The organism is Vibrio sinaloensis, from assembly GCF_000808535.1.
GTDB classification, from domain to species: Bacteria; Pseudomonadota; Gammaproteobacteria; order Enterobacterales; family Vibrionaceae; genus Vibrio; species Vibrio sinaloensis_D.
On sequence record NZ_JWLV01000022.1, the window covers coordinates 22,484 to 35,178 of the forward strand.

The 12,695-nt window shown below is 48.6% G+C and carries 12 protein-coding genes; 9 read left to right on the forward strand and 3 right to left on the reverse strand.

From position 1 onward, the window contains the following. Positions 1 to 41 precede the first annotated feature (41 nt). Entirely contained in the window at positions 42 to 1,565 is a 1,524-nt protein-coding gene (locus RJ47_RS13125) for a YifB family Mg chelatase-like AAA ATPase (protein ID WP_039484319.1), read from the reverse strand. A gap of 479 nt (positions 1,566 to 2,044) precedes the next feature. Between RJ47_RS13125 and ilvG the strand changes: the two genes are divergently transcribed. The 6 genes from ilvG (at position 2,045) to RJ47_RS13155 (ending at position 9,489) form a co-directional block, all read left to right on the forward strand. Continuing rightward, positions 2,045 to 3,691, forward strand: a complete 1,647-nt coding sequence (gene ilvG, locus RJ47_RS13130) for an acetolactate synthase 2 catalytic subunit (protein WP_039484322.1) — start codon at positions 2,045 to 2,047, stop codon at positions 3,689 to 3,691. A gap of 1 nt (position 3,692) precedes the next feature. Then, positions 3,693 to 3,977: an acetolactate synthase 2 small subunit gene (ilvM, locus tag RJ47_RS13135; RefSeq protein ID WP_005472540.1), complete on the forward strand. Its 285-nt coding sequence runs from the start codon at positions 3,693 to 3,695 to the stop codon at positions 3,975 to 3,977. Between the two features lie 12 nt (positions 3,978 to 3,989). Beyond that, the gene (gene ilvE / locus RJ47_RS13140) at positions 3,990 to 4,937 is read left to right on the forward strand and encodes a branched-chain-amino-acid transaminase (RefSeq protein ID WP_005472570.1); all 948 of its coding nucleotides are present in this window, start codon (positions 3,990 to 3,992) and stop codon (positions 4,935 to 4,937) included. A gap of 30 nt (positions 4,938 to 4,967) precedes the next feature. After that, the gene (ilvD, locus tag RJ47_RS13145; RefSeq protein WP_038141333.1) at positions 4,968 to 6,809 is read left to right on the forward strand and encodes a dihydroxy-acid dehydratase; all 1,842 of its coding nucleotides are present in this window, start codon (positions 4,968 to 4,970) and stop codon (positions 6,807 to 6,809) included. A gap of 3 nt (positions 6,810 to 6,812) precedes the next feature. Then, complete coding sequence (gene ilvA, locus RJ47_RS13150) at positions 6,813 to 8,342, forward strand: threonine ammonia-lyase, biosynthetic (RefSeq protein ID WP_039484327.1); 1,530 nt, start codon at positions 6,813 to 6,815, stop codon at positions 8,340 to 8,342. Positions 8,343 to 8,508: 166 nt separating this feature from the next. Then, positions 8,509 to 9,489: an MDR family oxidoreductase gene (locus RJ47_RS13155; protein ID WP_039484329.1), complete on the forward strand. Its 981-nt coding sequence runs from the start codon at positions 8,509 to 8,511 to the stop codon at positions 9,487 to 9,489. Between the two features lie 51 nt (positions 9,490 to 9,540). On the opposite strand, the gene RJ47_RS13160 is transcribed toward RJ47_RS13155, so the two are convergent. Next, complete coding sequence (locus RJ47_RS13160) at positions 9,541 to 10,482, reverse strand: LysR family transcriptional regulator (RefSeq protein WP_039484332.1); 942 nt, start codon at positions 10,480 to 10,482, stop codon at positions 9,541 to 9,543. Between the two features lie 149 nt (positions 10,483 to 10,631). Then, positions 10,632 to 10,826 (reverse strand): hypothetical protein, encoded by a 195-nt coding sequence (locus tag RJ47_RS13165; RefSeq protein WP_039484375.1) that lies wholly within the window; start codon positions 10,824 to 10,826, stop codon positions 10,632 to 10,634. Between the two features lie 134 nt (positions 10,827 to 10,960). Here RJ47_RS13165 and tusA point away from each other — a divergent pair, with 134 nt between their 5' ends. The 3 genes from tusA to RJ47_RS13180 all read left to right on the forward strand — a co-directional run bounded on the left by tusA (position 10,961) and on the right by RJ47_RS13180 (position 12,693). Continuing rightward, positions 10,961 to 11,209: a sulfurtransferase TusA gene (tusA, locus tag RJ47_RS13170; RefSeq protein ID WP_039484334.1), complete on the forward strand. Its 249-nt coding sequence runs from the start codon at positions 10,961 to 10,963 to the stop codon at positions 11,207 to 11,209. A 98-nt stretch (positions 11,210 to 11,307) separates the two neighbouring features. Beyond that, positions 11,308 to 12,417 carry an OpgC domain-containing protein gene (gene opgC, locus RJ47_RS13175; RefSeq protein WP_052237955.1) on the forward strand — a complete coding sequence of 370 codons (1,110 nt, stop codon included), beginning with the start codon at positions 11,308 to 11,310 and terminating at the stop codon, positions 12,415 to 12,417. Then, entirely contained in the window at positions 12,418 to 12,693 is a 276-nt protein-coding gene (locus RJ47_RS13180) for a hypothetical protein (RefSeq protein WP_039484337.1), read from the forward strand. Positions 12,694 to 12,695: the final 2 nt, after the last annotated feature.

Genomic DNA, 12,695 nt, shown 5'->3' on the forward strand with positions numbered 1-12,695 from the left:
CTTACTCTCAGACGATCAAGGCTCGCATTTCGCGAGCCTTTCTATACAGCTTGAGCGGTTAACTGTTTGAGTAGCCTATCCATCGAACGATAACCTAACGCTTCCGCCAAATGATTACGTTCAATGCGCTCTGCCCCCTCCAAATCAGCAATGGTGCGTGCCACCTTGATAATTCGATGATAAGCACGAATAGACAGGCCCAATCGGTGTAATGCGCTTTCCAGAAACTGGGCATCTTCTTTACGTAGTGGGCAATATCGCTCAATTTCACGACTGCCTAGCAAAGCATTCACTTTGTTTGATCGACTCAGCATTCTCTCGCGCGCCTCAATAACTCGCTGCTTCACCACTTGAGTTGTTTCACCGCGATCCCCTCCTTCCGCCAAGGTTCCTTTGGGCAAAGCGGGAATCTCTAGCGACATATCAAACCGGTCTAATAACGGCCCAGATAGGCGACTCAAATAACGCAAAATCACTTGAGGGTTCACCCGAGATTGATTGCCTTCATAGTAACCTGTCGGACTTGGGTTGAGTGCGCCGACCAATTGAAAGCGAGCAGGAAAGCGCGTTTTCCCTTGAGCTCGAGAAATAATGATTTCCCCTGATTCCAGAGGCTCACGCAAAGAATCCAACACTTTCCGCTCAAACTCGGGCATTTCATCAAGAAACAGCAAACCATTGTGCGCCAAAGAGATCTCTCCGGGTCTCGGTACTGACCCACCGCCCACCAATGCCGCGGTCGAGCTAGAGTGGTGTGGCGACCGAAATGGGCGCTGTTTCCAGTTGTAGGCGTTGATTTCTTGCTGCGTTAAAGAGGCAACAGAGGCCGTTTCCATCGCCTCCTCGTCGGTCATTTCGGGCAACAAATCACAAAGGCGAGAGGCAAGCATGGTTTTCCCTGTCCCCGGCGGACCAAGAAATAAGAGGTTGTGATTGCCTGCAGCAGCGATCTCTAGTGCACGCTTCCCTTGTTGCTGGCCAATAATATCTTGCAAATCGCGCTCTAGCGCGGGAGACGACATCTTGTGTGGAGATTGGTGGAGCTGCAGTTCATTTTGGCCACACAACGCCGCGCAAACCTCCAGTAAAGTGCTGGCTGACTTATGTAGTTCTTCTCCAACTAACGCCGCTTGGTCGCCATTGCTCTGCGGAACTACCAAACAACGTTGCGCTTGATTCGCCGCCAATGCCGCAGGTAACACACCTTTTACGCGCCGCAACTCTCCCGATAACGCCAATTCACCAATAAACTCCTTATCGGCCAAATGGGTTAAGGGAATCTGCTCTGAAGCGGCAAGGATGCCCAGCGCGATCGGCAGATCAAAGCGGCCTCCCTCTTTAGGTAAATCTGCTGGGGCTAAATTGACCGTAATCCGCTTGGCTGGAAACTCAAAACGAGAGTTAATAATCGCGCTACGCACCCGATCGCGGGATTCTTTGACGGTTGTTTCCGGTAGACCAACCAAGGTAAACCCTGGCATTCCATTACTGATGTGGACTTCAACTGTGACGCTGGGCGCTTCAACACCAACAGACGCTCGGCTATGAATGATGGCTAACCCCATAATTGACTCACATTCCAATCCATTATTTATCTCCCTGATAGTTCGCTGAATTTGTCATCAAGGTTGTTATATAGCCTGCCCAGTTGCTGAAAGAATGTGAAAAAAGTATGAGTTTTTGCTTGTCATTTAACGGAATTGTATGTTACCACTAGTGACGCAAACAATTTCGTACCAGTATTGAGTACCAAAAGACTTAAAAGAACTATGAATTTAAACGCCCGCTTCAACGCACTGATTCTCCTGATTATCGTGGTCATTATTGATTCCACGCGGGGGCTAGTGGGCGACAAATAACCACAGCATTTTAAAAACCCCCGCACTGAAAAGTCCGGGGGTTTTTTTACAACTTACGCCAGACAATTAAAATAGAGTTCATCTTGGTCAACGTCGTTCTTGACCCTGATGACAGGAAGAATGGGAGCGCACATGAAGTGCAATGCAACACAACATCGCTCAAGCGGTAAACAAGGAGGCTTACGATGACAGGTGCCGAATTAGTCGTAGCCGCATTAAAACAACAAGGGATCAAAACCGTATTTGGTTATCCTGGTGGTGCCATAATGCCAATCTATGACGCCCTTTATGATGGTGGCGTCGAACACATTCTTTGCCGCCATGAACAAGGCGCTGCAATGGCTGCCATAGGAATGGCGCGAGCAACGCAAGATGTTGCCGTGTGTATGGCCACTTCTGGACCCGGCGCTACCAACCTAGTAACAGGTCTAGCCGATGCCTTTATGGACTCCATCCCCCTTGTGGCGATAACAGGTCAGGTTGCCAGCTCCCACATCGGTACCGATGCATTCCAAGAAATGGATGTGATCGGTATGTCACTCTCCTGTACCAAACACAGTTATCTTGTCACTGACATCCATGAGCTAGCACCAACCCTTGCTGAAGCGTTTGAAGTGGCAAAAACGGGGCGACCCGGTCCAGTCATTGTCGATATCGCAAAAGATGTTCAGTTAGGTCAAGCACCTGTCACTCTTCTTCCTCTTTTCACACCACCTGCAATGCCAGTTGCAAGCAACGACGATATAGCCAAAGCGCAAGCCTTATTATCGCAAAGTTCACGTCCTGTCATGTATGTTGGTGGCGGTGTTCAGCTTGGTCATGCGACTGACGCAGTGCGCGAGTTCTTGCGTTTAAATCCAATGCCATCGGTCAGTACGCTAAAAGGCTTAGGTACTATTGAACGTCACGATCCGCACTATCTCGGCATGCTAGGCATGCACGGCACTAAAGCGGCGAACTTAGTGGTACAAGAGTGTGACCTATTGATTGCTGTGGGTGCCCGTTTCGATGACCGAGTTACGGGTAAGCTCGATACCTTTGCGCCAAACGCTAAAGTCATCCATATCGATATCGATGCCGCAGAGATCCACAAGTTGCGCCAAGCCAATGCACCAGTACGTGGAGAGATCCCTACCGTGCTTCCTCAACTTGAATTGACGCAAGACATCACCCCTTGGGTGAAGCACAGTGAAAGTCTGCGTAGTGACTTTAAATGGAACTACAATCACCCAGGCGAACTTATCTACGCCCCAGGCCTGCTGAATCAGCTGTCTGACATGATGCCTGACAGTTCGATCGTCTCAACCGACGTGGGTCAACACCAAATGTGGGCAGCGCAGCACATTCAACCACGCGAACCACAAAACTTCATCACTTCAGCAGGCCTTGGCACCATGGGCTTTGGCCTTCCTGCTGCAATGGGTGCGGCAGTGGCGCGTCCTGATGACCAATCTATCCTTATTACAGGTGATGGGTCGTTTATGATGAACGTGCAGGAACTTGGGACACTTAAGCGTCGTCAAATCCCAGTGAAAATCGTTCTCCTCAATAACCAACGCCTAGGCATGGTTCGTCAATGGCAATCACTGTTCTTTGATGGACGCCACAGTGAAACGATTTTGGATGACAACCCAGATTTCGTCATGCTAGCAAAAGCTTTTGATATTCCTGGAAAAACCATCACCAAGAAAGAAGAAGTTGAGCCAGCACTGAAAGAAATGCTAGAAAGTAAGACGTCATACTTACTTCATGTTTTAATCGATGAAGAAGAAAACGTATGGCCACTTGTACCGCCAGGTGCATCAAACAATGACATGCTGGAGAACACCTAACATGGAAAGATACTTAATCGACATCAAAGCTGACGATAAACCGGTACTGTTAGAGCGTGTTCTACGCGTCGTGCGTCACCGCGGATTTGTGGTGAAACAAGTGGCTGGCACTCAAAATCACGAAAGCAAGGTTGCCAGCGTTGAAATCATTGTCGACAGCGATCGCCCTATCTCATTCTTAACCAATCAAATTGAGAAGCTTTGGGATGTGCGCACTGTTGAAGTCACGCAAATCGCTCGTGACGAACTCCCAAATAACAATCTACAACAAAAAATCTGTGCATAAGGAAGGCAATAAATGGCTACAAAAACAGCAGACTACATTTGGTTTAATGGTGAAATGGTTCCTTGGGCGGAGGCAAATGTACACGTTTTGACTCACGCGATGCACTATGGAACGTCAGTATTCGAAGGTGTACGTTGCTACAACACACCCAAAGGCCCAATTGTCTTCCGCCATCTAGAGCACGCAAAGCGCCTTAAAGATTCCGCAAAAATCTATCGCTTCCCAATCCCGTACACGGTTGAGGAGATCATGGAAGCAACGCGTGAAACGTTGCGTCAAAACAAACTTGAAAGCGCCTACATTCGTCCACTGGGCTTTGTTGGTAATGTCGGTCTAGGTGTATGCCCGCCAGTCGGCACTGAAATGGATCTGATCATTGCGGCTTTCCCTTGGGGTTCCTACCTAGGTGAAGAAGCACTAGAGAAAGGCGTGGACGCGATGATCTCTAGCTGGAACCGCGCAGCGCCAAACACCATTCCTACCGCTGCAAAAGCGGGGGGTAACTACCTATCATCACTACTTGTCGGCGGTGAAGCCCGTCGTCACGGTTACGATGAGGGTATTGCGCTAAGCGTTGATGGTTACCTATCTGAAGGTGCGGGCGAAAACATCTTTGTGATTAAAGATGGTGTTATCACCACACCACCAGCAACCAGTGCAATCCTGCCGGGTATCACTCGCGATTCCATCATGACAATCGCTCGTGATCGCGGTTATGAAGTTCGTGAAGCAAACATTGCGCGTGAAGCACTTTACCTAGCAGATGAAGTCTTTATGACCGGTACAGCAGCAGAGGTCGTTCCTGTTGCCACTATCGATAAGATTGAAGTCGGCACAGGCAAACGCGGCCCAATCACCAAAGAGCTCCAAGAAGCTTACTTCGGCCTATTCAATGGCACTACAGAAGACAAATGGGGTTGGCTCGATTACGTGTACCCACAAGACGCAGAAAAAGCTTAAAAAGCACCGGCAAATATAGGAAGTAACACAATGCCAAAATACAGATCAGCAACCACAACACATGGACGCAATATGGCCGGTGCGCGCGCTTTATGGCGTGCGACAGGTGTCAAAGACGAAGATTTCGGTAAGCCAATCATCGCCGTGGTGAACTCATTCACCCAGTTTGTACCAGGCCACGTTCACCTAAAAGACATGGGCCAATTGGTTGCAGGTGAAATCGAAAAAGCTGGCGGTATCGCCAAAGAATTTAACACCATCGCCGTTGATGATGGTATCGCGATGGGCCACGGCGGCATGCTGTACTCACTGCCCTCACGTGAGCTTATCGCAGATTCGGTAGAGTACATGGTCAACGCGCACTGCGCCGATGCCATGGTATGTATCTCTAACTGTGACAAAATCACTCCGGGAATGCTGATGGCGTCAATGCGCCTAAACATCCCAGTAATCTTTGTCTCTGGCGGTCCGATGGAAGCGGGTAAAACCAAGCTTTCTGACCAAATCATCAAGCTCGACCTTGTTGATGCGATGATCCAAGGCGCTGACCCGAAAGTCTCAGACGAGCAGAGTGAGCAAATTGAGCGTAGTGCTTGTCCGACTTGTGGTTCATGTTCAGGCATGTTCACGGCAAACTCGATGAACTGTCTAACTGAAGCGCTAGGTCTTTCTCAGCCAGGTAATGGCTCAATGCTAGCAACGCACGCAGACCGTGAGCAGCTGTTCATCAATGCAGGTAAACGCATTGTTGAACTCACTAAACGTTACTACGAGCAAGACGATGAATCTGCATTGCCACGCAACATCGCAACGTTTGATGCGTTTGAAAATGCGATGGCACTCGATATCGCGATGGGTGGCTCTACCAACACTATCCTTCACCTACTTGCAGCAGCGCAAGAAGGTGACGTCGATTTCGATATGGAAGATATCGATCGCCTATCTCGCCAAGTTCCTCACCTATGTAAAGTGGCGCCATCAACCCAGAAATATCACATGGAAGACGTACACCGCGCAGGTGGTGTCATGGCGATTCTTGGTGAACTGGACCGTGCAGGCCTACTTCATAATCAAGCTCGCACGGTACTTGGCTTGTCCATGAAAGAGCAACTTGCGAAATACGACATCATCCAAACGGAAGACGAAGACGTATTGAAGTTCTTCCGCGCAGGCCCTGCTGGTATTCGTACCACTAAAGCGTTTTCACAAGATTGTCGCTGGGACCGTCTTGATGATGACCGCGCTGAAGGTTGTATCCGTTCCATCGATAACGCGTTCTCACAAGAAGGTGGCCTAGCGGTACTTTCAGGCAATATCGCCCTTGATGGCTGTATCGTTAAGACAGCAGGTGTTGATGAAAGCATCCACAAATTCACCGGCCCTGCGGTGGTATTTGAAAGCCAAGAAGATGCGGTTGAAGGCATCTTAGGCGGCAAAGTCAAAGCCGGTGATGTCGTGGTGATTCGTTATGAAGGCCCTAAAGGTGGTCCGGGCATGCAAGAGATGCTCTACCCAACCACTTACCTAAAATCGATGGGTCTTGGTAAAGAGTGTGCACTGCTGACTGATGGCCGTTTCTCGGGTGGTACATCAGGTCTGTCTATCGGTCACGCTTCTCCTGAAGCAGCAAACGGCGGCGCAATTGGTCTGGTAAAACAAGGCGATATTATCGCGATTGATATTCCTAACCGTTCAATCTCTCTAGAAGTATCTGAACAAGAGCTTGCAGAGCGCCGTGCAAAACAAGACGAGTTAGGCTGGAAACCAGTTGACCGTCAACGTGAAGTTTCATTTGCACTAAAAGCGTACGCAAGTATGGCGACCAGTGCAGACAAAGGCGCTGTACGAGATAAATCTAAGCTAGAGGACTAGCTTATGACTCTGACAAACCAAACTGGCGCAGATTATCTGCGCCAGATATTAAGAGCTCCAGTCTACGAAGTGGCAACGGTAACGCCACTTCAAGAGATGCCTCGCTTAGCCGCTCGCATTGGCAACAATGTACAAATCAAACGTGAAGACCGCCAACCGGTGCACTCGTTCAAGCTGCGCGGTGCGTACAACATGGTGGCGAGCCTCACGGATGAGCAAAAAGCAGCAGGCGTAATTGCAGCATCCGCAGGTAATCACGCTCAAGGTATGGCGCTGTCTGGCACCAAGCTGGGTATAAAAACCACCATTGTGATGCCAAAAACCACCCCAGACATCAAAGTCGAAGCGGTGCGCGGTTTTGGTGGTAGCGTGGTGCTGCATGGCAGCAACTTTGATGAAGCCAAAGCCGAAGCAGAGCGCTTATCTGCTGAGCATGGCTACACTTTTGTACCCCCATTCGATCACCCACTTGTGATTGCAGGTCAAGGGACGATTGGTATGGAGATGCTGCAGCAAAATGGTCACCTCGATTACATCTTCGTGCCTGTCGGTGGCGGTGGTCTTGCTGCAGGTGTTGCGGTACTGGTGAAACAGCTGATGCCTGAAATCAAAGTGATTGCGGTTGAGCCTGAAGATTCTGCTTGTCTAAAAGCAGCACTCGATGCGGGCGAACCTGTGGTGCTTGACCAAGTCAGCATGTTTGCCGACGGTGTTGCGGTAAAACGCATCGGTGAAGAGACGTTCCGTTTATGCCAGCAATTCATCGATGGTCATATTTCGGTATCCAGTGATGAAATCTGTGCGGCCGTCAAAGACATCTTCGAAGATACTCGTGCGATTGCTGAACCTTCTGGCGCGTTAGCTTTGGCGGGATTGAAAAAGTTTGCCGAGCAAAACGAGCTTAAGGGTAAGAATCTAGGTACGGTTTTATCAGGGGCCAATACCAACTTCCACGGTCTACGCTATGTTTCTGAGCGTTGTGAACTGGGTGAAAAACGTGAAGGCTTGCTGGCAGTGACGATTCCTGAACGTCAGGGCGCTTTCTTCGAGTTCTGCAATCTCATTGGCGGCCGAGCGGTAACGGAATTTAACTACCGTTACAACGATGACGCGTTAGCCAATATTTTCGTCGGTGTCCGCCTGCAAGGTGGCCAAGATGAGCTAAACCACATCATTCACGATCTACGAGATGGAGGCTACCCAGTGGTTGACCTCTCCGATGACGAAATGGCAAAACTGCACGTACGCTACATGATTGGTGGTAAGCCTTCCAAGCCTCTCAAAGAACGTTTGTACAGCTTTGAGTTCCCAGAGTACCCAGGAGCGCTACTGAAGTTCTTGAGCACGCTCGGGACACTCTGGAACATTAGCTTGTTCAACTATCGCAATCACGGCGCGGATTATGGTCGTGTCCTATGTGGTTTTGAGCTTGATGAATCAGACTTATCACGCTTCTCAGCACATCTGCGCGAACTTGGTTACCAGTGCAAGGACGAAACCGACAACCCGTCATACAAGTTCTTCCTTTCTTAACAATCTTAGAGCCAGTCAATCGACTGGCTTTAATTTTTATTGCAGCATTGCCACAGAATGCGTGATACGCATAGATATAATGCTAAAGTTTCATTTTAGTCATACCCAAATTAGGTCTACACTCATAACCAGTTTTTAAATTGCTGCTCTATTTGTGGAGATCACTATGTTTAACGCACTGATTCTAAACCAAGAAGAAAAACGTACTATCGCAACCATCGAACAGATCGATGAAGCGCAACTGCCGGAAGGCGAAGTACTGATCGATGTGGACTACTCATCACTAAACTACAAAGACGGTTTAGCAATCACAGGTAAGGGAAAAATCATCCGTAACTTCCCTATGGTACCAGGCATCGATCTCGCGGGTACAGTAGTAAGCTCCGTCGATGACCGTTACCAAGCAGGCGACAAAGTTGTGCTTACTGGTTGGGGGGTGGGTGAGAACCACTGGGGCGGCATGGCACAGCGTGCACGCCTAAAAGCAGATTGGCTAGTGCCACTACCAAAAGGTATCGACAGCAAAAAAGCCATGATGGTCGGTACAGCGGGCTTCACTGCGATGCTGTGTGTTCAAGCCGTCATTGATGGTGGCGTGAAACCAGAAGACGGTGAAGTCCTAGTCACTGGCGCAAGTGGTGGTGTTGGCTCAGTAGCGGTGACACTTCTATCAACACTAGGCTACAAAGTGGCAGCAGTGACAGGCCGCATTGAACAGAACGGTCCACTACTTGAAAAACTTGGTGCGAGCCGCATCATTGAGCGTGGCGAGTTTGAAGAGCCAGCGCGCCCACTCGAAAAACAAGTTTGGGCAGGTGCGGTTGATACCGTTGGTAGCAAAGTGCTCGCGAAAGTGCTCGCTCAAATGGATTACAACAGCGTAGTTGCAGCGTGTGGTCTGGCTGGTGGTTTTGACCTACCAACAACAGTAATGCCATTTATCCTACGTAACGTACGCCTACAGGGTGTGGATTCCGTCATGTGTCCAACAGATAAGCGAATCGCGGCATGGGAAAAACTGGTTGAGCTACTTCCAGAGAGCTACTTTGAGCAAGCATGTACCGAGGTTGAATTAGCCGAAGCCCCAAAATACGCAGAAGACATCACGAACGGCCAAGTGACGGGTCGTGTGGTGATTAAGCTGTAATAAACGCTACAAAGAAAAGAGCCAGCACCTGTAATGCTGGCTCTTTTACAATTAGTCCAATCCAATGTCGTCAATGCGTTTAGCAATCAAGCGACTGCACTCTTCCTTAACAATTCCTCGCAGCCACTCTTGAGCCGGAGAATGCTCGCAGCGCGGATGCCAAATCATTGAGTAGTCAAACGGCGTAAACTGAAATGGTAACGGCTTAATGACTAAGTCGTAACGCTCTGCGACTAGATACGCTAAGTCAGCGGGTACGGTAATAATGATGGGCATGGTATCAACGATCGCCAGCGCCGCTTCCAAATGGTAGGCACGCAGTACCATCTTACGCTTTGGCTGATCGACCAGTGCCCCCTCAATCAACGCTTTCACTCCATCACTGATTGCGATCATCGCGTGCGGATAAGTCAGATAATCCGCCAAGCTCATTTCTGCGTCCGCTAAAGGATGCTGTTTAGAGAGCAAACAAAGCACCCCAACTCGGCCTAAGATCTCGCTACGCAAAGGCTCAACAGGACCAATCGGGCGGCAAATGGCTAAATCGGCATTCTCGTAAGTAAGCTGGTCTGCCAATCGGTCATGCTGCAAGGGTAAAAAGTTAAACGAGACATTTGGCGCTTCTTGATAAATACGCGGTAAGGCAAACGGCAATATGGTTTGCATCGCGTAATCGGTCGTGGCGATAGTAAAGGTCTGCTCGCAGCTTTGCGGATCGAACTCCAACGGCGACAGCAATTGACGCAATGACTCGAGTGGCTCTCCCAAAGACCGATCAATTTCCAGCGCTTTTTCGGTCGGAATCAAATGCTGCCCTTGGCGGGTAAAGAGTGGGTCTCCTAACATGTCACGCAACCGCCCAAGCACTCGACTCATCGCCGATTGGCTTAGATTTAAACGGTTTGCCGCTTTGCTTACACTGCATTCTTCGATTAAAACGCGCAGTGCCACCAGCAAATTCAGATCACGACGATAGATGTCTTCTAGTTCCACGTTCTGCCAAGGTCATTAAAATGTGATGCGCTATTGTACCTTTTTCAGGCAAAAAAAATCCCGCTTTTCAGCGGGGAAGCCCAAGAAAACTGGGGATAGTGTCGGAATGTAGTTGAGTGTAGTGGCAAGTGCGGACAATAGTTGGAAGTCTATTGACCGTTCTCATGCTCTTCAGATGCACTCGGCCAGCGGTGCATCTCGAGCCAAAACCCTACGACCGTCGCGCCCATACCAAGTAACGGCATAAATGACGACGATTCAGATGGTGAACGTAAAACAAGAGCGCAAAAGGAAATAAAACACAGCACTGAATAGATTGTTAGCCGATCTAAAGCTGTCATAATATCTGCTCTCCGTTTCAAATGTTACCAACTTGTTAACTAAGTTAAAACAAAATGATCACTTTGCCAAGGGGTTATTGAATATTTTTTCTTCAGCAGTATCATCTAGGCCCAACTGAGGTAAAACAGATATGACCATGACATTCAATCCAGAACAGGCAAATAAAACACTAGAGGCAGAAGGATTACGTTGCCCAGAGCCAGTAATGATGGTCAGGAAGACAATTCGAACTATGCAAGATGGGGAAATTTTGTTGGTCAAAGCAGACGACCCATCAACCACTCGAGATATCCCGAGTTTCTGTCGCTTTATGGATCATCAATTAATTGGTTCTCAGACAGAGGCGTTACCCTACCTGTATCTTATCAAGAAAGGGCTTAGCTAGACTAACCGCCGGATCGCACTTCATCGATTCACCACACAATTAGTCAGTTTTTCATTTTTCCTCCCTTCTAAGCTAGCAGCATTAAGGGAGGAAATTTTATGCAACGTAATCATTCCATTGATGCCATTCGCGGCACTTTGCTGCTGATCATGTCCGTAAACCACTTTATTTGGCTTACTGTGGGGTGGACAGAGATTCAATACTTTACTCTTCAACCGCTCGGGCAAGTCGGGGCTGCGGAAGGCTTTATTCTCATTTCAGGCCTGATGGTTGGGCTAATATACTCGGCCTATGATCGCCAAGTGATCCGCCAAAAACTGTTCCGCAGAGCTAAGCAACTCTACTTCTATCACATGGCAGCGATTGTCGGTTTACTGATCATCGCATCGCTACAAATTGCGCTGGAACCCTCGATTCAAGCCTTTTACAACAAGATATTTCCAGGCCTGATGGAGAACAAACTGCTTGCGGTTGCGGCAAGTGCCACCTTGATTCACAAGCCGGCGTACTTCGATATTTTGCCCATGTACATTGTTTTCCTGCTACTTGCTCCATTTGTCCTGAGCCAGTTGCAAAACGGTCGCACGGCCCAAGTGCTGATCGTCAGTATTTTGCTCTGGCTGTCGAGTCGAGTGATAAATCTGTCTGAGTGGCTCACTCCATATTTCCCCGACAGCGAACTCAATACTGGCTACTTCAGTTTACTGGCTTGGCAGTTGATATTTGTTATTGGCATCACCTTGGGATACTACGCAAAGCACCAGCCGATAAACTGGTTTAAATATCGCTCTATCACGGTTGCCGTAGCTATCATCGCGACGATCATTTTCTTTCTCAATCGCAACGTATTGGCCGAGTATGGCATCCACTATGGAACGCTGTATGAACTTGCAGATAAGCCGCTCATCGGATGGCTAAGAGCCTTTAACTTGTTGCTGTTGGTCTACTTATTTTCTTGGCTGTTGCACTGCAAACCCAATGCGCTCGCCTTTAAGCCACTGGCCCTTCTTGGCCGCTATTCCCTACACGTTTTTACTTGGCACTACGTGGTGATTTTTGCTTTAGCACCGTTTGCATTAGGTCACTTTAACTTCCAGCCAAATTTCAACCTCTGCTTAGGTGCTGTCGCATTGTTGCTCTTTATTCCGCCACTCATAAAACAGCGACAACAACAGCTCAATACTTTGAATCTGACAAGGAGTTCCTAAATGAAAAGAAAACTGATTGCCCTATTGGTGACTTTTATTGCCTTAATCGGGTGTAACGAGAGCGAAGAAGTCACTAGAGAAGCGAGTAAAAAGCATGATCTGAAAGTAATAATCACAGGCATCACCGAAGAGGGCGGAAATTTCTATATTGGGTGCGTGATCAACACAGCAAGTGCGTTGATCTCAAGCTTGCACGGTAAGCGAGTTTCAACGGCTTCAACAATACGTAAAATAAAACAAAACTGGCGCATAACGCTAGTTGTAACAGCCCCTTAGAG

Coding starts and splice junctions, on each gene's coding strand:
- RJ47_RS13125 (WP_039484319.1), bottom strand. CDS start 1,565: ATGGGGTTAGCCATCATTCATAGCCGAGCGTCTGTTGGTGTTGAAGCG.
- ilvG (WP_039484322.1), top strand. CDS start 2,045: ATGACAGGTGCCGAATTAGTCGTAGCCGCATTAAAACAACAAGGGATC.
- ilvM (WP_005472540.1), top strand. CDS start 3,693: ATGGAAAGATACTTAATCGACATCAAAGCTGACGATAAACCGGTACTG.
- ilvE (WP_005472570.1), top strand. CDS start 3,990: ATGGCTACAAAAACAGCAGACTACATTTGGTTTAATGGTGAAATGGTT.
- ilvD (WP_038141333.1), top strand. CDS start 4,968: ATGCCAAAATACAGATCAGCAACCACAACACATGGACGCAATATGGCC.
- ilvA (WP_039484327.1), top strand. CDS start 6,813: ATGACTCTGACAAACCAAACTGGCGCAGATTATCTGCGCCAGATATTA.
- RJ47_RS13155 (WP_039484329.1), top strand. CDS start 8,509: ATGTTTAACGCACTGATTCTAAACCAAGAAGAAAAACGTACTATCGCA.
- tusA (WP_039484334.1), top strand. CDS start 10,961: ATGACATTCAATCCAGAACAGGCAAATAAAACACTAGAGGCAGAAGGA.
- opgC (WP_052237955.1), top strand. CDS start 11,308: ATGCAACGTAATCATTCCATTGATGCCATTCGCGGCACTTTGCTGCTG.
- RJ47_RS13180 (WP_039484337.1), top strand. CDS start 12,418: ATGAAAAGAAAACTGATTGCCCTATTGGTGACTTTTATTGCCTTAATC.